The 20631-nt window shown below is 55.5% G+C and carries 22 protein-coding genes; 15 read left to right on the top strand and 7 right to left on the bottom strand.

Going from position 1 to position 20631, the window contains the following annotated elements; genetic code table 11:
- Positions 1 to 48: 48 nt before the first annotated feature.
- Positions 49 to 495, bottom strand: a complete 447-nt coding sequence (locus AB4X18_RS01075; RefSeq protein WP_370398971.1) for a DUF411 domain-containing protein — start codon at positions 493 to 495, stop codon at positions 49 to 51.
- A 126-nt stretch (positions 496 to 621) separates the two neighbouring features.
- Here AB4X18_RS01075 and AB4X18_RS01070 point away from each other — a divergent pair, with 126 nt between their 5' ends.
- The 9 genes from AB4X18_RS01070 to AB4X18_RS01030 all read left to right on the top strand — a co-directional run bounded on the left by AB4X18_RS01070 (position 622) and on the right by AB4X18_RS01030 (position 8363).
- Positions 622 to 1341 carry a response regulator gene (locus AB4X18_RS01070; protein ID WP_370398970.1) on the top strand — a complete coding sequence of 240 codons (720 nt, stop codon included), beginning with the start codon at positions 622 to 624 and terminating at the stop codon, positions 1339 to 1341.
- Positions 1338 to 2780 carry an ATP-binding protein gene (locus AB4X18_RS01065; protein ID WP_370398969.1) on the top strand — a complete coding sequence of 481 codons (1443 nt, stop codon included), beginning with the start codon at positions 1338 to 1340 and terminating at the stop codon, positions 2778 to 2780. Before AB4X18_RS01070 ends, AB4X18_RS01065 begins: the two co-directional genes overlap by 4 nt.
- A 17-nt stretch (positions 2781 to 2797) precedes the next feature.
- Positions 2798 to 3391 carry a L,D-transpeptidase gene (locus tag AB4X18_RS01060; protein ID WP_072629813.1) on the top strand — a complete coding sequence of 198 codons (594 nt, stop codon included), beginning with the start codon at positions 2798 to 2800 and terminating at the stop codon, positions 3389 to 3391.
- A gap of 134 nt (positions 3392 to 3525) precedes the next feature.
- Complete coding sequence (locus AB4X18_RS01055) at positions 3526 to 4092, top strand: L,D-transpeptidase (RefSeq protein WP_121027718.1); 567 nt, start codon at positions 3526 to 3528, stop codon at positions 4090 to 4092.
- Between the two features lie 170 nt (positions 4093 to 4262).
- Positions 4263 to 4853 (top strand): c-type cytochrome, encoded by a 591-nt coding sequence (locus AB4X18_RS01050; protein ID WP_316781531.1) that lies wholly within the window; start codon positions 4263 to 4265, stop codon positions 4851 to 4853.
- A gap of 4 nt (positions 4854 to 4857) precedes the next feature.
- Entirely contained in the window at positions 4858 to 5748 is an 891-nt protein-coding gene (locus AB4X18_RS01045; RefSeq protein WP_370398966.1) for a c-type cytochrome, read from the top strand.
- 16 nt (positions 5749 to 5764) lie between these two features.
- Complete coding sequence (locus AB4X18_RS01040) at positions 5765 to 7153, top strand: multicopper oxidase family protein (protein ID WP_370398965.1); 1389 nt, start codon at positions 5765 to 5767, stop codon at positions 7151 to 7153.
- Positions 7150 to 7644, top strand: coding sequence for a c-type cytochrome (locus AB4X18_RS01035; protein ID WP_058314097.1), 495 nt, complete (start codon positions 7150 to 7152; stop codon positions 7642 to 7644). The genes AB4X18_RS01040 and AB4X18_RS01035 overlap by 4 nt, the downstream gene beginning before the upstream one ends.
- Positions 7644 to 8363: a DsbA family protein gene (locus AB4X18_RS01030; protein WP_058314096.1), complete on the top strand. Its 720-nt coding sequence runs from the start codon at positions 7644 to 7646 to the stop codon at positions 8361 to 8363. The genes AB4X18_RS01035 and AB4X18_RS01030 overlap by 1 nt, the downstream gene beginning before the upstream one ends.
- A gap of 8 nt (positions 8364 to 8371) precedes the next feature.
- On the opposite strand, the gene AB4X18_RS01025 is transcribed toward AB4X18_RS01030, so the two are convergent.
- Positions 8372 to 8566, bottom strand: a complete 195-nt coding sequence (locus AB4X18_RS01025) for a heavy-metal-associated domain-containing protein (RefSeq protein ID WP_370398964.1) — start codon at positions 8564 to 8566, stop codon at positions 8372 to 8374.
- Between the two features lie 153 nt (positions 8567 to 8719).
- Between AB4X18_RS01025 and AB4X18_RS01020 the strand changes: the two genes are divergently transcribed.
- Both AB4X18_RS01020 and cueR read left to right on the top strand, forming a co-directional pair.
- Complete coding sequence (locus AB4X18_RS01020; RefSeq protein ID WP_432816585.1) at positions 8720 to 11230, top strand: heavy metal translocating P-type ATPase; 2511 nt, start codon at positions 8720 to 8722, stop codon at positions 11228 to 11230.
- A 9-nt stretch (positions 11231 to 11239) separates the two neighbouring features.
- On the top strand, positions 11240 to 11629 hold the full coding sequence (gene cueR / locus AB4X18_RS01015) for a Cu(I)-responsive transcriptional regulator (RefSeq protein WP_058314093.1): 390 nt from the start codon (positions 11240 to 11242) through the stop codon (positions 11627 to 11629).
- Between the two features lie 2 nt (positions 11630 to 11631).
- Here cueR and AB4X18_RS01010 read toward each other — a convergent pair whose 3' ends face one another.
- The gene (locus AB4X18_RS01010) at positions 11632 to 13647 is read right to left on the bottom strand and encodes a protein-disulfide reductase DsbD family protein (protein WP_432816584.1); all 2016 of its coding nucleotides are present in this window, start codon (positions 13645 to 13647) and stop codon (positions 11632 to 11634) included.
- Positions 13648 to 13834: 187 nt separating this feature from the next.
- On the bottom strand, positions 13835 to 14656 hold the full coding sequence (locus AB4X18_RS01005; protein ID WP_432816583.1) for a DsbA family protein: 822 nt from the start codon (positions 14654 to 14656) through the stop codon (positions 13835 to 13837).
- 222 nt (positions 14657 to 14878) lie between these two features.
- Here AB4X18_RS01005 and AB4X18_RS01000 point away from each other — a divergent pair, with 222 nt between their 5' ends.
- Positions 14879 to 15328, top strand: a complete 450-nt coding sequence (locus tag AB4X18_RS01000) for a disulfide bond formation protein B (protein WP_370399025.1) — start codon at positions 14879 to 14881, stop codon at positions 15326 to 15328.
- Between the two features lie 386 nt (positions 15329 to 15714).
- Here AB4X18_RS01000 and AB4X18_RS00995 read toward each other — a convergent pair whose 3' ends face one another.
- From AB4X18_RS00995 to AB4X18_RS00985, 3 genes are all read right to left on the bottom strand, one after another.
- Entirely contained in the window at positions 15715 to 16668 is a 954-nt protein-coding gene (locus AB4X18_RS00995; protein WP_370398960.1) for an alpha/beta fold hydrolase, read from the bottom strand.
- Positions 16669 to 16675: 7 nt separating this feature from the next.
- A complete protein-coding gene (locus AB4X18_RS00990) occupies positions 16676 to 18436 on the bottom strand; it encodes an RcgA family putative transporter (RefSeq protein ID WP_432816582.1) in 1761 nt (586 codons plus the stop codon).
- Positions 18437 to 18832: 396 nt separating this feature from the next.
- On the bottom strand, positions 18833 to 19120 hold the full coding sequence (locus tag AB4X18_RS00985) for a hypothetical protein (protein WP_370398957.1): 288 nt from the start codon (positions 19118 to 19120) through the stop codon (positions 18833 to 18835).
- 178 nt (positions 19121 to 19298) lie between these two features.
- Here AB4X18_RS00985 and AB4X18_RS00980 point away from each other — a divergent pair, with 178 nt between their 5' ends.
- The 3 genes from AB4X18_RS00980 to AB4X18_RS00970 are packed head-to-tail and all read left to right on the top strand — an operon-like array spanning position 19299 to position 20624.
- Positions 19299 to 19655: a hypothetical protein gene (locus tag AB4X18_RS00980; RefSeq protein ID WP_121028021.1), complete on the top strand. Its 357-nt coding sequence runs from the start codon at positions 19299 to 19301 to the stop codon at positions 19653 to 19655.
- Between the two features lie 43 nt (positions 19656 to 19698).
- Entirely contained in the window at positions 19699 to 20343 is a 645-nt protein-coding gene (locus tag AB4X18_RS00975) for a lytic transglycosylase domain-containing protein (RefSeq protein WP_370398956.1), read from the top strand.
- Positions 20340 to 20624, top strand: coding sequence for a TrbC/VirB2 family protein (locus AB4X18_RS00970; RefSeq protein ID WP_025051201.1), 285 nt, complete (start codon positions 20340 to 20342; stop codon positions 20622 to 20624). The genes AB4X18_RS00975 and AB4X18_RS00970 overlap by 4 nt, the downstream gene beginning before the upstream one ends.
- The last annotated feature ends 7 nt before the right edge of the window (positions 20625 to 20631 follow it).

Here is a 20631-nt window from a genome sequence, read left to right as displayed (position 1 = left end):
GGCAGCGCGGGAGAATAGCTTTGTCGGAACGTATCGGGAGAAAGCACGTCAGCCGTGTGTCGCGAAAACCCGGGTCGATCCGTCCATAAGCACAAGCATCACATCATACGGATCGCCCCTGGTGCCCATACCGGGCGACCCCATAGGCATGCCCGGCGCTGTCACGCCGCGCGCCGCAGGCTTTTCCTGCAGCAACCGCGCGATGTCGGAGGCAGGCACGTGGCCCTCAACGAAGTAGCCACCCACAGAAGTCGTGTGACATCCGGCGAGCTCTGGCGCGATGCCGTATTTCTGCTTCAACACTTGAAGGGTGTCAAAGTCGACGTCTTCAACCGATGCTTTGAACCCGGCAGAGATCATCTCATCAACCCACGCACCGCAGCAGCCGCAGGTCGGTGTTTTGGTTACCTGCAACATCGGGGTAGCAGTCTGTGACAATGCGGGACCTGCCGCAATCGCACTGGCGACCGTCAAGACAAATTGGCGTCTGTCCATTTCGAACTCCTTTTTCTCTTGGTTCTGATACTTGACGTGCATTCGGGAGTCGACCGGTAGACGTTGTTACATTTGGCTACAATCACGGGATGGGCGTTCCTGAGCCGGAATGTCTATAAAGGCAATATGAACGAGCAACCACGTATACTGGTCGTCGACGACCATTCAGAGATCAGAAAATCCGTAACAAGTTATCTGGAACGGAACGGACTACGTGCATCTGCGGCAGAGAATGCCAAACAGATGGACAGTAAGCTCGCAGAAGCCAATTTCGACCTCATCGTGTTGGATGTCATGATGCCGGGGGAAGACGGGTTGTCCGCATGTCGGCGGCTGCGCAAGGAAAGACATACACCGATCCTAATGCTGACCGCATTGGGAGACGATGACGACCGCATAGCTGGTCTGGACGGCGGGGCGGACGACTACCTTGCGAAGCCCTTCAACCCCAAAGAACTGTTGGCGCGGATTAATGCAATTCTGCGACGAACGCAGCAAATGCCGCAGATCGACGACTTTGCCGGAAAGACAGTCAAATTTGCGCATCTTGAGCTAGATGTCGACGGTCGCACTCTGATTGACCAAACTGGGTCCCGCACGCAACTTACGTCCGGGGAACTGAAATTGCTAACGCTGTTCCTCAAAAGGCCGAGGGCCGTCCTCGACAGAGACCAGCTTCTTGAACTCAGCACAGGACGCATAGCGGGGCCACTGGATCGAACAATAGACAATCAGGTGAGCCGATTGCGCCGGAAAATCGAGCAGGATGTATTACGGCCCAGGGTCATCGCGACTGTGCGTAATGGTGGATACAGCCTGTCTTGCGATGTCGAGATATGCGCATGAAGATGTTACCACGGACGTTGCGCGCGCAGATTGCGCTTCTGGTCCTCGGCGTATTGTCCCTCGCACAGGCCCTAAGTCTGTGGTTCTTTGTTGATGAAAGATCGCTTGCCGTACAGGCTGCGATCGGTGCCGAAGCAGCGGGGCGCGCGGCAAACGTCGCTCAGTTGATTGAAGGTGCTCCCCCGGAACTGCACGCGCAGATCATTCGCGCTGCGACCTCACCGCTTGTGCGTTTCGATCTGGCAAATGCTCCAACGGTCCCCCATGGAGATCATGATGAAGGCGGGGCAGTTGAGGCACGGATCCGGGCATTGCTGGGAGAGAGTTACAGCCGTGATATTCGGGTTGAGGTTCATGAAATTGAAGGAGGCCTGCTGCCACTTCCAAATCTGTCACCTGAAATGGCGGAAATGCATGCTGAAATGATGCAAGGCAGCCTTGCTGCCATTGAAATGGAGCTTTCTATTGCATTGGCAGGTGGAAGTTGGCTCAACGTCGGTACGCGATTTGAAAGGCCGCCGCTGCAATGGTCCCTCGCCTCCAACATATCATTTGCTGTGACTGCGGGCCTTCTGTTGGTTGCCAGTTTCTGGTTTCTTCTCTCCAGATTGACCGGCCCGCTCAACAACCTGGCAAACGCATCCGAACGCTTGGGGCGTGGTGCCGGAGAGGGGGACTTGCCGGTTGTGGGACCGAAGGAAGTGCAAGACCTGACCCATGCGTTCAATACTATGCAGGATCGCTTGACACGTTTTGTCAGTGACCGAACCCAGATGCTTGCGGCGCTGGCGCACGATCTCCGTTCCCCTCTGACCGTCCTTCGCGTGCGGGCAGAGATGGTAGATGATGAGGATACACGCGCATCCTTAGTGACATCGAGCGAAGAGATGCAACAAATGGTCGATGCAACTCTGGATTTCGCGAAGGGTGTGGGCCAGCATGAAGACGTCCAATCCATTGATCTTCATGATCTGATTATCGGTTTGGGGTTGGACAAGGTTCAAATGAACAGCGAAGGGCCCCTGATCGCATCTGTGAAGCCAAGTGCGATGGGGCGCGCCATGAGAAACCTGATTGAGAACGCGATCCGCTATGGGAACGAGGCCAGAGTATCTTGGGAAAGGTCGGGCGATGAGGTAGTGATCGCCATTGACGACAATGGGCCCGGCATCCCCAAAAATCAACTAGAGGCAGTCTTCGGGCCTTATGTCCGACTTGAGACGTCGCGATCACAAGAAACAGGCGGTCATGGTTTGGGGCTGTCAATTGCGCGAAGTATCGTCCTTGAGCACGGCGGTTCCATTTTGTTGAAAAATCGCGTTGGCGCGGGGCTCCGCGCAGAAATCACGCTGCCAATCATGCCGGGTGCCGGAACCTCGCGACAAGAGTCACTTTCGCCACGTATAGCGCATGCTATTACTAACCTCAAAACACAATAATTTCCCAAGGTACGTATATGAAACGAAGACATTTTCTGACGTCTGTTATTGCTCTTTCCGTGTGCGGAAAAACAGCATTTGCTCATAGTGACGCAGAGCATGATCGCCGCATCGGACCATCTGTCGTGCCTCCTGAGCATTTGCCGCGCGAAGTTGAGTATTCCGAGGCAGGGAAGCCGGGAGAAATACATGTCGATCCGAACCAGTTCGCGTTGTTTTGGACTTTGCCGAACCATCGGGCGGTCAGGTACACGGTCGGAATTGGCAGGGAAGGCCTCTATGAATCCGGCGAGTTCTATGTCGCGCGCAAGCAAAAGTGGCCGCGCTGGACGCCGACACCTGCAATGATAAGCAGAGAGCCGGGCCGATATCTTCGTTTTGCCGGCGGTGTTCCTGGGGGACTAAAAAATCCACTGGGTGCAAGAGCGTTGTACCTCTTTCAACCGGGTCGAGGAGACACATACCTAAGGATTCACGGAACCACGGACCCGAAGACGATCGGTCGACGCGTCTCGAACGGTTGCGCGAGGCTTACGAACAACCAAATTGTCGAGTTATACGAGCAAGTCCCGATCCAGACGCGTGTTGTGCTCAAACCTTTCGCCACGTGAGAATAGCAAAAACGCTCACAGAGCCTTGATAGCGATACATATAGTTACAAAAAACCAACCGCCCAGCTATTCAGGGAAACCATGCGATTGGGTAATCTAACAAAGAAGCAGGTACCCTAATCGAGGTTGGTCCCATGACCCGCAAACAAACAGTTTTGACACGTCGCGCATTCTCTACCGGGGTAGGGGCGGCAGCATTCGCAGCGCCTTCTATTCTAGGCGCGCAAGAACAAGCTCCGGTTCGGCGCAACATGTCTTCGTTCCGAACGCATGCTTGGCAGGATCACTTTGATCGGCTCGGAAATGGCATCATTATTTCGGATACGGTTTCACGTGTTCTGCAACATTGGACCGCAGACGGCGAAATGCGTATCTATCCAACGTCCGTGCCGATGACAGACGAGCTAACGCGGCGCGGATACACCGAAATCATCTTCAAGGATCCAGAGCCGGACTGGGCGCCAACACCGTCCATGCTTGAAAGAGACCCCACTCTGCCATCCTATGTGCCCCCCGGACCGGAAAACCCTTTGGGCATCCGGGCCATGCATTTGACATGGCAGTATTACAGAATCCACGGGACAAACGATACACGCAAGATCGGGCGGCGCTCATCAAACGGCTGCATTGGTCTGTTTAACGAACAAATCATCGAAGTGTATGACCGGACGCCAGTTGGCACTCAAGTCAAGCTAATCTGATGGCGAGATCCGGCATTTTCATCGCGGCGGTCCTGGTTGTCGGGGGGCGCCTGTGATCTGGCAGCAGTTGCAGCCGGTCGAAAGCTTCATAAACAGCGGCGTGAAAATGGCTGTTGAATATGTGCGGGAACTGCAGCGTGCAAACGGGATCAACTAATGGAGTGCTGGAAATGCGAATAAAGGTTTGGATCACATCCACGGTCATTGCGACGATCGGCGTCGCGGCTTGGGCGCATACTGGGGCAACGGGTGTTGTCCTCGAGCGCATGCAAGGCATGTCTGCGATGGGAGAATCCATCAAGACACTCACCCCGATGATGCGGGGTCAAGTTCCATACGATGCCGATCTGGTACGTCGTGAGGCAGACGCAATGGTCGGGCATTCGGGTGAACAGATGGCACGGCTGTTTCCCGAGGGGTCGGGTGGGGGCGTGTCCAAAGCGTTGCCGTCAGTGTGGGAAGACAGCGAACAGTTCGCGGCCCTCGCGGAAGACCTGAAAACAGCCGCAGAAGGATTGAAGTTAAGCGCAGGTAATGGGCTGGCCACAGCACAAAGCAACGACAGTGGATCAATGATGGGCGGCACAACCGGCGGGATGATGGGCGGTGGCGCTGCCTCCATGATGGGTGGAGGTATGATGGGATCGAACCAGGTCATGACGGGCGAGATGTTTGCCAACATGCCCGCAGACGCGGCGTTCACAATGGTTGCTCAGACATGTTCGGCCTGTCATCAGAAATTCCGCAAAGAAGACGAGTAAGCAAATGCGCTGGTGGCATTGGATTATTGGCGCGGGGTGCGTCGGTGGGATCGGAGTTGTCGCGGCAACGATAGCCTGGCCGATCGGAGCATCCGAGACAGAGATAAGTCTGGCCGGGGATGTTGAACGGGGATCGTATTTGGCACGGGCCAGCGGTTGTATCGCGTGCCACACACACTTTGAATCCGGAGGTGCCCCGCTGGCCGGGGGCGCCCCTCTCAAGACAGACTTTGGCACCTTTTACCCGCCAAATCTTACAACCGACGCGGAACATGGAATGGGAAACTGGACCGTGGCAGACTTCGCAAAAGCAGTGAGGCAGGGTATCTCTCCTGACGGCGATCCCTACTATCCGACCTTTACGTATCCGTTTTATACAAATTTCACGGATCAGGACATTGCTGACCTGTGGTCCGCATTCCAGACCGTGCCAGCCGTGAACGTACCAGCGCCAGCCCACGACGTCCCTTTTCCGTTCGATCAACGATGGGGGATGAAGCTTTGGAGAGCGGCGTTTTTGACGGAACCCTTTACGGCACCCGAAGCCGAGAAAAGCGACGTCTGGAACCGGGGCAAGCTGCTGGTTAACGGTGCCGCACATTGCTCTGCCTGTCATACGACGCGGAACGTTGTAGGTGCACGCATTGTGGCTGAACGGTTTTCGGGCAACGATGCCTTGCCTGGAGGCGGCAAGGCCCCATCGATCCGTTCCGGCGATCTTTTGTCAGAAGGTTGGACAGTAGACGATCTGGCTTATGCATTGCGATCTGGCATCACGCCTTCGGGTGATGTCTTTGGAGGATCAATGGCCGAAGTTGTACGCTATGGAACGAGCTTCCTAAGCGATGCAGACCTGACCGCGATGGCCACCTACCTTATGGACAACGATATATAGCACTGGAAATCAACAGATGATCACGCTCAATCGACGGCAGTTTCTCGCCACATCCAGCGCATTTGCCGGGATGTCAGCCTCTGCTGGTTTTGCCAATTCGCCGCCAACCAACCTGATTGCGCAAAAGAGCGACGTGCAGTTGCTGCCTGGTGACTATGGCAAAACTTCGCTTTGGTGCTTTGACGGGAGTTCACCGGGCCCGGAAATCCGTGTCGCCCAAGGAGGTCGGGTGCAGCGCAGATTGGTCAACCGGTTTTCCCAAGGAACTTCAACGCACTGGCACGGAATCCGGATCGACAACGCCATGGATGGCGTGTCGGGCCTGACGCAGGATGCCGTCCAGCCAGGGAATGCCTTCGACTATGACTTTATTGTCCCGGACGCTGGCACCTACTGGTATCACGCGCATAACCGTTCGTTGGAACAGGTGGCCAGGGGACTCTATGGCGCCCTGATCGTTGAAGAAGCGGAGGCCCTCGATATTGATCGGGAGGAGGTTTTGATACTTGATGATTGGCGCATCAATCCCGAAACCGCCCAGATCCAGAATGACTTTGGTGCGCCTCGTGATCTCAGCCACGCGGGAAGGCTCGGCAACCTGATTACGACCAACGGGACTTTTAATCTCGCTTTGTCTGCGCGCAGGAATGAACGCCTGCGTTTGCGGCTCGTCAATGCCTCCAACGCGCGTAATTTCCAGTTGAGCCTCGATGGCCTCGACGGGTGGATGGTCGCCCTTGATGGGATGCCGTTGACTGCACCGTTGAAGGTAACTGACACCATGACCCTTGCACCGGCCCAACGTATTGACCTGATCGTCGATGTAGCGGCAAACGTCGGAGAAACGGCCCATATCGTTCAGGTTGGTCGCGAAGAGGCCTTTAGCCAGGTCGCTTTCGAGGTCGAGGAAGGTGGCACCGTAAACCGCAGGGATGCGCCCGCGGCCCTGCCTCCGAATGACCACGCAATGGTTGATCTGCAGGACGCCACAACTCTCAGTCTGAGTATGGAAGGGGGTGCGATGGGCCGTTTGAGTTCCGCTTCTCTTGGTGGGGAAATCAAGCCGATGGGCGAGCTTGTTCAAGCCGGGTATTTCTGGTCGTTCAACGGGAAAGTTGACGGTATCGACGGCGAACCTTTCGCGCGATTGGACCGAGGGCAGAATGTGCGTTTGAAGATGGTGAACGATACGGTTTTCCCACATGCCATGCACCTGCATGGTATGCACTTTCATGAAGTGGCAGAGGATGGCACGCTTGGACCACTACGTGATACCACGCTCCTTGAACGCGGAGAGACGCGTGAAGTCGCGTTCATGGCGGACAATCCTGGCCAGTGGCTGCTGCATTGCCATATGTTGTCACATGCGGCCTCGGGCATGATGACCAAGATCGTTGTTGGATGATGACCCGATCTGCATATCTCGGGCTTGGACTTGTGGGTGTCGCGGCGGTTGCGGCCTTCCTTTGGACTGAAATCGGCGACGCGCCCCTTTCGTCAAACTCCGCGAGCGCCGGCCCGGTCGACATAGCCGCAGGTGAGATCCTTTACGCGGAAAACTGCGCCGCGTGCCATGGTGCAAACCTAGAGGGCGAGGAAGACTGGCGCACGCCGCGCGAAGATGGAAGCCTGCCAGCTCCTCCGCACGACGCGACCGGACATACATGGCATCATCCTGACAGCATGCTTTTTACCTACACCAAGCAAGGGGGCCAGGCGACGCTCGCCGCGCAAGGCATTGAATTCAACAGCGGCATGCCGGGTTTCGGCGAACAACTGAGCGACGAGGACATCTGGAACATCCTCGCATACATCAAATCAATCTGGCCGGAGCGTGAACGCGCCGCGCAGGCCGATCGAACGGCACAGGACATAGCGTCAAAAGGAGACGGGTAATGAAGAGATTTTTAGCCACCGCTGCACTTGTGATGCTTCCCATCACTGCGATGGCAGACGGCATGGACGAAGACCGGATCAAGGAACTGGTGCTGGAAGCCATTCGCGAGAATCCGGGCATTGTATTCGAGGCCGCCCAATTGTTCGAAGAGCAGCAACAAGCTTTGCAGGCGCAAGCCGCAGCGGAGGTTCTCGATACTGAAAAAGCCACGCTTGAAAATGATCCAAACGCACCCGTTCTGGGCAATCCCGAGGGCGATGTCACGGTTGTGGAATTCTTCGATTACAACTGCCCATATTGCCGTAGGGTCAAACCTGAAATGGAGGCACTGCTTGCCGCCGATCCCAACGTCAGGGTTGTGTATCGAGAGTGGCCGATTTTGGGGGAGGGTTCGGTGTTTGCTGCCCGCGCGGCATTGGCTTCGCGCAATCAGGACAAGTATGAAGAATTCCACTGGGCAATGATGCAGTTAAAGCAACGCGCTGAGGAAGCAACGATTATCCGCGTTGCGGAAGACATCGGCCTTGATGTTGCACAGCTGCGTCGCGACATGAACGCACCGGAAATTGAAGAGCACATTCAAACTTCCATGCGGCTTGCGCAATCGCTGGGGTTCAGTGGCACACCTTCATTCGTGATCGGCGACAGTCTTGCGCCGGGCCTGATTCAGGCGGACCAGATGATCGAACTTGTCGATCAGGCCCGGGCCGCCGAATAAGGACAAGCCTACGCGGCTGAAGCGTCGTAGCCTGCGTCAACGATGGTTTGCCGCACGGCGGCCTGTTCCAATGTGCTTTGGACAGTGACGAGGTAAAGGTCCAGATCGGTCGCAATGACGGCCGACGGGCCTTTCGCTTTGACTCCCTTTTCAATAGCGGAAATGCAGTGTCCACAGGTCATTTTCGGGACGGAAAAAATCATGAGGGTCTTCATTTGCAACTCGACCTGACTGTTGCTGGTTCCACTGGCGGGAAGGTCAAGACACTTTTGACCGCAAAAAAAATTTGGTTCCCCTCTTGAGCTTCCTGTAACTGGAAGCCTTAGATTGAAAGCAACTTGGTAGAGGATGCTTTGATGACTGGTTCCAGTTCCATACAGCTTTCAATCACCGGCATGAGCTGTGCGTCATGTGTGGTAAGGGTCGAGAATGCCCTGAATGATGTACCTGGTATTTCGGGCGCAAGCGTGAACCTTGCCAATGAGGCGGCGCGGTTCGAAAGTGATGCTCCTGCCGCCACAGGTGCCGCAATCGAGGCCCTGTCAGCTGCTGGCTATCCGGCCAGAACGGCCCGGGTCACGTTGAATGTGGGGGCGATGTCCTGCGCATCCTGTGTGGGTCGGGTTGAACAGGCCCAAAAGGCCGCGCAGGGTATTTTGGACGTGGCCGTCAATCTCGCTGCCGAAACGGCGGCAGTCCGCTATCTGCCGGATGTCATCACACCTAAAGAAATCGCCGGGATCAGCACGGCTGCAGGATACCCTGCCGAAGTTGCAGATGCAGATGCACGGGTCAGCCGATCGGAACGCAAGGCCGACGAGGCACAGGCACTGGCGCGCCGCGTCGTATTTGCCGCTATCCTGACCGTTCCGGTGTTCATTCTGGAAATGGGCAAACACACAATCCCGGGCTTCGAGGCCCTAGTCGAGCGTACAATCGGCATCCAGACCTCTTGGTTGATCCAGTTCACACTTGCTACGGTGGTTCTGTTTGGACCGGGTTGGCGCTTTTTCGAAAAAGGCATTCCGGCGTTGCTCAGACGTGTTCCGGACATGAACAGCCTTGTCGCACTCGGCACGGGTGCGGCATGGAGCTATTCAGTCGTGGCGACGTTTTTGCCCGACCTGCTGCCCGACGGCGTTCGAGCCGTTTATTTTGAGGCGGCTGCGGTCATTGTCGTGCTTATCCTGCTGGGGCGCTTTCTGGAAGCCCGCGCAAAGGGTAAGACCGGTGCCGCCATACAGGCGCTTTTGGGCTTGCAGGCAAAGACAGCGCGGGTTCTGCGCGACGGACAGGCCAGCGAGGTTGAGATCGAGGCACTGCGGATCGGGGATCTGGTCCTGGTGCGTCCCGGTGAAAGGGTGCCCGTCGATGGCGACGTGGCAGACGGGTCAAGCAATGTCGACGAAAGCATGATCACTGGCGAACCCCTTGCCGTTCCGAAAACGGCGGGCAATCCAGTGACCGGCGGCACCGTGAACGGAACCGGTAGCCTGACCATCGCGGCCACTCGGGTCGGGGCCGATACCACGCTCGCCCAGATCATTCGTATGGTGGAAGAAGCGCAGGGCGCGAAGCTGCCTATCCAGGCGTTGGTGGATCGTGTGACGATGTGGTTCGTACCTGCCGTTTTGGTTTTGGCGATGGCGACGGTGAGTGTCTGGCTTCTGGTTGGCCCTGATCCAGCCCTGACCTTTGCCCTGGTCGCCGGCGTGTCCGTTTTGATCATTGCGTGCCCCTGTGCCATGGGATTGGCCACGCCCACCTCAATCATGGTGGGCACCGGGCGCGCCGCTGAAATGGGGGTTTTCTTTCGCAAGGGAGATGCGCTGCAACATCTGGACGAAGTTGATATTGTTGCGCTCGACAAGACGGGAACCGTCACACAAGGTCAGCCAAGCCTGACCGATCTCATTACGACTGATGGCTTTGATCGTGCAGAGACACTCGCCCTCATCGCATCTGTCGAAGCGCAATCCGAGCATCCCGTGGCCGAAGCCATTATGAAGTCTGCGGAATACGAAGGCGTGTCCTGGCCGGATGCAACGAATTTCCGGTCCGTGACGGGATACGGCGTTGAAGCTCTTGTTCGGGGTCGCAAAGTATGTGTCGGCGCCGATCGCTTCATGGCACAGCAAGGCATCGACATTGGCCCGTTGGAAGATCGGGAGCGGGCATTGGCTGACAAGGGACGTACCGCGCTCTTTGCCGCCGTTGATAGATCCCTTGCGGCAGTGATTGCTGTTTCTGACCCGGTTAAATCCTCCAGCGCCGATGTCATCAGTGCCCTGCATGATCGCGGAATCAAAGTCGCCATGATCACTGGCGACAAGAAGGCCACGGCAGACGCGATTGCCCGCGAAGTCGGGATCGACCACGTCGTTGCAGGGGTGCTTCCAGATGGAAAAGTTGCAGCGCTGGATGAGCTTCGGGAGGGTAATCGCAAGATCGCCTTTGTCGGCGATGGCATCAACGACGCACCAGCGCTGGCCCATGCCGATGTCGGCATCGCGATCGGAACCGGCACGGATGTGGCCATTGAAAGTGCCGACGTGGTGTTGATGTCCGGGGACTTGCGCGGCGTGGTGAACGCCATTGAAGTGTCTCGCACGACCATGCGCAACATCCGGCAAAACCTCATCTGGGCCTTTGGCTATAATGTTGCGCTTATCCCTGTTGCGGCGGGCGCACTCTATCCCGGCTTTGGGCTGCTGTTGTCACCCGTCTTTGCCGCCGGGGCCATGGCGCTGTCTTCGGTATCGGTTCTGAGCAATGCGCTTCGTCTGCGCCGTATCAAACCGACGATGGCAGAAGGTGACGCGCCCCATCAACCCGCAACGAAACTCACAACGCAGCCAGCAGAATAGGAGACCAAGGTGAATATCGGGGAAGTATCAGAACGCGCGGGCTTGCCACCAAAGACAATCCGCTACTACGAGGATATCGGTCTTGTTCGACCGCTGCGCAGCGATAACGGGTACCGCGCCTTTCGGGAGAGCGACATTCACAAGCTGGCATTCCTGGGCCGTGCCCGAACACTGGGTTTTTCGATTGAAGATTGCCGCACGCTTCTTGGTCTATATGAAGATGAGACGCGGGAAAGCGCGCAAGTAAAATCGGTCGCGAAAGAGCATCTTACGGCCATTGACAGCAAAATCGCCCAACTCAAGTCAATGCGAAAGACGCTATCGCACCTCGTTGACGCGTGCCAAGGCGATCATCGGCCAGACTGTCCTATACTGGAGGACCTCGCCAAAGGATCCTGACCTTATTTGTCTACGGCGAGCGCGGCGGCGTCCAATGCGTTTAGAACAGCGTCAGATGTCAGGACTTCGGACAATATGATCCCGTCCGGCGCATTCGGCCCATAGACGATGTTAAAGGGTATCCCAAACCTGTTGTGGGCCTCCAGATATCGCGAAATATCGGGATTGGGCCGCGTCCAGTCGGCCTGCATTGCGACGACTTTTTCGTCTCGCAATCGGCCAACGACCGGCACTCGGTCCAGAACAAGCGTCTTGTTTGCCTTGCAGGTGAGGCACCAATCTGCGGTGACGTCGACAAAGACCGTCTGGCCCTGAGAGATCAGTCTTGGGATTTCGGAGCGGTCGAATGTGACCCAATCCTGACCAATCTCTTTTATCGTTGGCGGGGGGGCCATGGTACCCGGAAGTGCAAGGCTGAGAACGGCAACGGCAGCCAGCGCGGCAGGTCGCGTAAATCTCCCTGGCAGCCGAATGGTGGCAAAGAGAACGAAGAACACTGCAAGTACTAGAACCGAGACGGCAACCCGGACTCCCGACACGCCCATCAGGACCCAGAGCAGCCAGATCGCGGTGCCCGCCAAAAGACCGGCAAGCACCCACTTAACGACAAGCATCCATCGGCCGGGCTTGGGCAACAGTCGGACCATGCCGGGCTTCCAGGCAAACAGCAGATAGGGCAGGGACAGCCCAAGGCCCAAAGCCGTGAACACGATGATGACATCAATTGGGCGACCGGACAGGGCAAAGGCCACCGCCGTCCCAAGGAAGGGGGCTGAACAGGGCGTTGCCAGTACCGCAGCAAAGGCACCCGTCGCGAAATCCCCGATGTAACCGTCCCGACCGCTTGATCTGGCCAGCCGCGACTGTAACCCGGAAGGCAGCGAAATCTCGAATATCCCGAACAGATTGGCGGCAAAGACAGTCAGGACCAGAAACATGATTGTCAGGAAAATAGGGTTTTGGAATTGCAGACCCCATCCCACCGTGATCCCGACGGACTGCAAGACCAAAATTCCAGCGGACAGCACCCACATGAACACCAGCACGCCAAGCGCCGACATCAGGAATCCGTTCCGAACCTCGTGTGATGGTTTGTCTCCATGATTGAGAACCGATGTCAGTTTGATGGACAGGACGGGCAGAACGCAGGGCATGACATTCAGGATCAAACCACCGAGGAGAGCAAAGGCGGCGATCGCCAGTATCTGCGCCAGATCAGGCAGGTTCGCCACAAGCTCGAAAGGCGCATCCGGGACGGTATTTGACCACTCAGGCATGGCCGTCACGGCGCGTGACCCGTCTGTCACCGTAACTTGCAACGGTGGCAATTGTTCTTCACTGGCCAAGAGGGGCAATTTTGCCCAAAGTTCCGTTCCCGCGTTATTCGTTCGGATGTCCGGCTTTCCGAAGGTAAATGTCGGTCCCATTTCCGGGAATACGTCCGGGTTCACAAAGGCGTTTGCACTGCGCGCTGTGACGTAGAGCGCGCCATCGGCGATTACAGCCGTCTCGACCTCGATGTCAGCCGCATCGGGACCAAGCGGCACCCGTTCGGCAAACTCGGAGATAAGCGCAGCGGAGGCCGCATCAATTCCAGCGCCAGCCGGGATCGTCAGAGCTAGGTTGAAATCATGGGGCACGCACACGGTCGAGCAGGTTAACAGCGTGACTCCCGCCTGAAGCTCGACCGCCTGTCCGGCTGTTTCAAGAACCACCTGGATGGGAAGGACAACACGCTTGTTGTACCCGAAATTCTCGATCCCGAATGCCGTGAAACGCTCAGGCGCAGGCCAGAGCATCTGTGCCGTCGCCAGGTTTGTCGATCCATCCCACGAGATTTCAGGCGGCAGACCGACCTCGCCGGGTGAGCGCCAATAGGCTTTCCAGCCCTCGGCCAGCTTGATGTCGAGGCCGAGTGACAAAGTTCCGGAATTCGTCGCAACGCCATTTTCGACAGAGATAAGCCGCGCTGAAATCGCCGTGTTCTCGTAAGTATCAGTTGACGCTGCGACGCTCATGGATGCCCAGAGACACGCCATCAACGCCAAAACAAGACACCACGGGGCTCGCAACATCATTTGGGGCGCTTTCGTCGTTGTTGCTCAAAAGCAGGCGCAGATCCCTGGGCCAACCTATTGGCGGCAGAATTTTTGCGACAGTTCCTAAGGCCCCAAAGGAGACGGGCATGGCAAATCCAATTAGGCTCTACACTGAAACACATACGACGCCCCAACCTTCTTCGCGTTCCAGTTCGACGATCTGTCCGATCATTTTGACGCTGATCTGGCCTTGAACGACGGTACGACCAATCACAAGCGCAGGTGTGCCTACAAAGGCAAAGACCCGGGCAAGAGCCGCACTATTATCCAGTTCTTGGGCAATCTCGGTGCTTTCCATGTCGGCAACCAATTGGGTGCCATCAACACCAAGATCATCCGACAGTCGACGGAGATACTCGGGCGTTGCTTGAAATGGGCTCTTCATCAACCTCTCATGGAACGCGACGTAGGCCCCTTGTCGTTTTGCCGCTAACGCGGCTTTGGCGGCCAGGTTCGAGCTATCTCCGAGCAGCGGAAGCTCATGCCATGCGACCACAACCTCGTCATCCATCTCTTGTGACATATCCGCCAGACGTTTGGTTTGCACTCGGCAGAAGGGACAGTAATAATCTGAGAACGAGGCCATCGGAATCTTCGTTGCAGTCGTTTCAAGACCCCCATAGAGCGCACCACAAATATCTTCGGAAACCCTCTTCAGGGCCGCGGCTTTCCGTGCTGTCGCCTCAGCAGTGTCAACGTTGCCCAAACCTACGAATGGGTCAAATCCGCCTGAAGTGTCTCCCGCCACATATTTTCGAAAACCAATCGGTGTGTCGAGCGGCACCAGTTCGAGCCTTTCGGGCAGCAAAGAGGGCACCGTACGGAGGGCAGTGTAACCCGCTAAGATCGCACCGATCGTCAATAGCGTTGATCGCTTCTTGGTGTCCATCCTCAGCCGTAAATTGGGGTCGCTTTGGCGGTCAGCCATACCGTCTCATCTTGCGACGCGTCAACTTTACAAACTGATACAATATTATTCGTGAAAACATGGCATTGCGGAGATACTCAGGCGATCGGAGGTCGGGTGCAGATGCATTTTCAGCCTCTCGCAGTATTGCTGTCATGAACGGACTAAAGCTTGCGCTATTCGGGAAAACAAATTGGTCTTCTCGCGGCTGCTGGGTCGGCGGCTTTGCTCTTTGCAGCTTTCGTGTTTCAGGCTTTGGGCTATGCGCCCTGCGCGATGTGCATTTGGCAGCGGTATCCGCATGTAGTTGCAATCGGCATGGGTCTGCTTTTAGCGATCGGACTACCGATTATTCCACTCTTGCTCATCGGCGCAGCTTCTGCGGCAACGACTGCGGCACTCGGCGTCTTCCACACGGGCGTCGAACGGGATTGGTGGGAAGGGCCTACATCCTGTACCGGGTCCGGGCTCGACATGAACTCAATGTCGGCCGAGGACCTTTTGTCTACCGATGGGCCATCTAGCCTGGTCATGTGCGATCAGGTGGCATGGGAATTTCTAACTTTGTCGATGGCCAGTTGGAACGCAGTCTTCAGTCTTGTGCTTGCGGGGCTATGGGTGTTCGCATTCGGGATGCGCCAGAGTAACAGCACGGGGCCAAGCCTCACTTCACCACCGACCCCTGAGGCTTAGTCGCCAAAAGACATCGTTCAAGTATCTCAAATTCAAATGACATAATAACCCTAATCGGACTCAACTCATTTAGAGCTAAGCCGGTCCGCCGGTTTCGCTCTCGAGCATGATGGCCTGCTGCTATCACATCCTATTGCATTGGGTAAATCGCCTTCGACGCCGGTTTTCCCAACCACGCCCTTATGACAGTCGTCATCCGCCGAGTTATCCGTGTCACGCCCGCAGCGACGCGGGACTGAAGTTGTACGCATCTGGACGATGCTGATCTTTTATTTGATCTATCACATCGCAAAGCTTTTACCGGAAGTGTCCGAATGGTAGTTCCGTCCGCGCCTTTCTAACTTTGATGCACGCTCCGGAAAAAGCCCGCAGACCAGCTTGCCCCACTACCGCTTTGCTGCAGAATCCGCTCTTGCAAAGAAATCGAAAATCTGGATCATCACGTCGCCGCCTACTTCTGGGGTCTCGGTCAACACGTCATGCTTGGCGTTTCGGATCATGGAAAATTCGGCATTCGGCCATTTCTCCATACGCCGCTTGATTGAGGCGTTGTCGACGAGCTGATCAAGTTCGCCGCAAAAGGTGATGCAAGGAACATTGGGGGAGGGAACGGTTGAAAGCCTCCGGCACTCTGCGAGTGCTTCATGGAGCCACGACATTGTTGGTCCGCCGATCTGAAGCTCGGGCGCAGCTTGTGCTTGCTTGACCCAATAATCGTACATCGCATTATTGTGCGTAAGGTTATTGTTTTCGAATGGCGTTTCCAAAACATATATCGCGCCACTTTCCCCAGGTACGTATTTTTGGCCCATTCCCAATTTTTGGAATGCCCACGAAAGAGGCCAAGCAGCGATGCGCTGAATTGTGGACATCTTGATGCCAAACATAGGAGAAATGAAAGCCGACGCTGCAACAGGAAGACCGTCAAGCATGGCGCGAAAGCCGATACAGGCACCCATGGACACGCCGACCAAAAAGTATGGCTTTGGCAACTGTAGTTCTTCAGCAGCCTTCAGGAACGCCGCAACATCTTTTTGATAGTCAGAAAAACTCACGATGTGTCCAGCTTGTGGATCAGGCGCCATTCGATCGGATAAACCCTGGCTACGCCAGTCTATGATCGCGGTTGAATAGCCCTTCTCTGCAAACGTCTTTGCAACCCGTCCGTATCTCTCAACATAACCGAAGCGACCGAGCATGAGTAAGATCGTGCCCTTGGCCTTGGCTTCGGAATCGTAAGTGCCAACCCGAACACGGACGCCATCATCCGTTTCTATCCAGTAGGCGTTTCCTGATGCAGGGCCTTCTGCAATATCACCATAGAATTTTGCCTGTTCCATCACCCACCTAAAATGTTCGTAATCTTGGTCCGGATAGCACATGCAACGAAGCTAGCGTACTGGCTGCAACAAGAAGCGAAAATCCGGTGAATCTTCCCACAAGTACCAAGTTGAACGACAGCAACCCAATAACTGCAAGCATCTTTACGATTGCGACCCGATCGCGGGAAAACGGATAGTCGTCGTCGTAGACAGTTAAGCGCTCAAAGACTGTCTGTATTTTCAGCGCGCACACCATGAAAATAGTGACGGTGACGACCATCATCATGAAGGTTGTGAAGTGGCTTATTGAAGTATTCTCCAACCAACCGTTGCGAATGCTGTTCGCACCAAAAACGCTCAGCGCATCGGTGCTCAGCCAAGTTACGAAGTTTGGACTGTCAGAAGATAGATAAGTGATCTGTAGCTTGACCAGCGATGCCAGCCAGAGCGCAAAGACCGCTATGCGAAACCCGCCCCATACGATCTTCTGGCCTTCTTTCCGGATTTGGTTTGTATCCGCGGTGCTTCCTTCAAGGTCAGCGGTCGTACAGAGGTCATGATAGTCGAGGACGATGATGACCAGGAACAGCAATCCAAACATGAAGATCGCGATATAGGACGCCGTGTAGAGATAGCCAATGAATGACAAAGCCATTGCCTCTGCCACAGAAATGACCTCGGGACGCACCAATGTGACCAAGTATCTATCAATCTGAACGCCATTGGTGTCACCAGATAGATAGGCAGGCACATAGATGCCGGCCCACTGGAATCCAAAGACGAACAGGAAGCAGAACAACGCAATCCCCCAGAAAGAGAACGAATAGTCGTTGACCTTCGCATACCACGCTTCGTTGCTCCCGATTCTGACTGAAATCACGTCATGAGCCGTGCATTTGGTTCGACCGACACCCTTCCAGTAGGTGTTTAAGTCACTTACGTAAAAAATGAATGCTGGCAAAGCGATCAGAGGTAAAACGGTTAGTGTTGGCGCCCAGATGAAACCGACTTGCTTATCCAGTCCATTGAATGGGCTGTATGTGACGCTCAGAGTACCCAGAACATAATTCAGCAAACCCAATCCACAGACAACTAGCCAATATGCTATCAACACGTTCATTGATCCTGAACCGCTGAGCATCCATTCGCACTTTTCCGCCAGGGTTTTTGCTCTGCGTTCGCCGTCTTCAGTTGTGATTGCGGCGCTTGTGCTGACAATATAATTTAGTGGCTCAGATATCTGTGGCATCGCAAAACGCAATGGTTCGGCTTCTGGACTCACCGAACTGCAGACCTGACGTTTTTTCTCACGCCGTTGGTTTGTCAGGCGATCCTTAGATGCCTTCAGCTCAGCTTGCCATTTGCTTGCTTCTTCCGGGTCGCAGCATCCGAAGATCCGGGCGAGCCAGCGAATATTATCGTTGCTGATCCCGTTGTCGTTATCTTGAAACCAAGTCTGCACCGCGCGAAGCTCGATGCCATTCTCGTTGCCTTCTAAGGAGGACACTGCTTCCGTAAGAGTTTCGGGCGTCCAAGGGCCATCAGCGAAGCCCTGCCGATCTACTGGACGGCCTGCCCCTTCTGCAGCTAGGCGGGCGAACAGCACTTTGAAGTTTTCTGAGCTTTTCTGCGCCGCAATAAAAAATCTACCGTTTTTAATCAATATCTTATACGCGAATTTTGCGCTCCTTTGCGCCCCTTTGCGTATCTTATCGTGCAATCGCAGCTTTGGTAACCACAACTGGGACGGGAAGCGGGGTGCTGCCAATGACGCTTCGGCGAGCATGGACTCTTACCCGCGTAAGGACCTGGAATTCTGGGGGACCGACTATGGCGAGAATTGCCCAAACAAGAATGATATCGACTGGCCCGATTGTTCTGCGTCGCTCATCCAAAATCCGTGCCGACAGCTCTCATTTGCCCGGTGCAGAACCCAAGCGGGTTCATGCACGGGCTGTCAAACGCATCTTTGATCGAGAGACTGGTGAGCTGGTGGGTTGGCTTTATGAGTGGAACACCGGATCGTTGGTGCCGAGATGGAAATCAGACGCGCGTGAAGATGTCGTATACGATTGAATTACGTGCGAAACTGGAATCGTTAGGAAAACAAGGTCAGTAACGCTGACATATTTAACATAACCCTGATTATGCGCATAGGTGAGTAGTGCGTCGGACGCCCCTTTCATTCGCTGGTGATTTCCAAGAACCGGCCATACTCTTGGCTCACTTCGCGGGCTTCTTCGAACGCTCGCGCCCGTTCTTCTTCAAGACATCTGAAGTAACTTTGAATGTCCGAAATGTAGGTCTCGAAGTCCCGGCCAATCAAATCTCGATACTCCTGAACATCTTGCGGATCGGTTGGCACAAATGGTCTCTCCGGCGAGTAGCAGGTTTGACCGTGTGCCTGCCCGGCAAGCAAAACCAACAAAAATACGGGAGCGAGGGAGTCGCGGCATACACTTTTGATCATCTTCATGTTCCTTGAATACTTGAGGAATCTGCATCTGCGTGCGTAATACTGTGCGCGGGTTAAAGCACATTCAGGGTACAAAACAGTATCTTGCGCACATAACCGTATTATTGTAACTATGGCTCATCGAAGCAATAGCCTCGGTGCGCCCAAAGACAGAAAGAGCGCAACCGTGGACATGGACCTAGAAAAAGAAGCGCCTAATGTGGTTACAGAAGCCGGTTTCCGGGACCTCATTGAGTCCGGATATCACGTCGAAGTCGTCTGCAAGGAAGATGCGTCCCGAAAGAATTCGGTATGGCATGGCGTCTGGATTCTCAGGGCCGTCAATGATGACGGTGTTGAGAAACAGCTTGTCACAGCGCGCGCCCGTCGCGGTGGCGACTACATTAAAGTCAGGAAGTTCAAGACCGTCACGGGGCTTGTCTCGTTCCTCATCGACCTCGGCTTCACTGTTATCGCATTCCCCGTATTGGAAGGTCAGCGCTGGACCTTTACGCTATCTCAAGAAGAAGACGGCGACAGCAACAGCTAGCGCCTTCTTACTGCTGATTGCGCCTCACGTAGCATCAGCTCAAATGGTCTTTACGATGGAATCCGATGGCTCTCTGGCGCCATCGCAACCTCAAGACCGCTTCGCACGAAATTACAATGACGGTGTTGGGCAAGGTGACGCAAACGCGCCCTTGAGCATCTTTGGCGACGGCGACGCCGCTGCGGATGGTGCGGACGCAAATGCGACAGAAGACGGATCGTTCCGGGTTGCTGCCGTTGCCCCTCGCGTCGCCGTCCCCCGCCCGGAAATCCTTGCTGCGATTGATGACACCGCCTTGCGGTATGGAAGCCATCGAGGCTTGCGTGCGGCTGGTCTCACTGTGACGGAATGGCGGTTGCTGTTCCGCTCAAACATCGAAATCGAAAGCGCCTACAACGTGAACGCCCGTTCGCATGTCGGCGCGATTGGCCTTGGTCAGCTCATGCCGGGAACCGCCGAAGACCTTGGCGTCGATCCCTTTGACTGGCGGGCAAATCTTGACGGCTCCGCGCGATACCTAGTCGCACAGCTTGAGACCTTTGGTGACGCGCGGATCGCTCTGGCTGCCTACAACGCCGGTCCCGATGCCGTCAGGCAATACGGGGGCATTCCGCCTTACCGTGAAACGCAAAACCACGTTCAGCGCGTGCTGGCCGTGTTCAACAGGCTAGAAGGAGAAAACTCATGAGGCCGCTACCACTACTGATGACCGTTCTCACGGTCTTCGTCGTCATGGCCGAACCGGCGATGGCACAATCTATTGACTTGTCCCCTATCCAAAACCTCTTGCAGGGCATCGTTGATGCCTTGACCGGCCCTCTTGGTGTCGTGATCGCCACGCTGGCGGTCATTGGCGTTTTCCTGAGCTGGTTCTTCAACATCATCGACCTGCGCCAAGCCCTCTGGGTTCTGGTGGGCATTGCAGGTGTCGCCGCTGCGCCGACGATCGTTGCAGCAGTCTTCGCTTAGGAGAGTG

The organism is Sulfitobacter rhodophyticola, assembly GCF_041281685.2.
Taxonomy (GTDB): Bacteria; Pseudomonadota; Alphaproteobacteria; order Rhodobacterales; family Rhodobacteraceae; genus Sulfitobacter.
The sequence above is the reverse complement of the archived record's forward strand: the minus strand, read 5'-3'. Positions and strand labels throughout refer to the sequence as shown.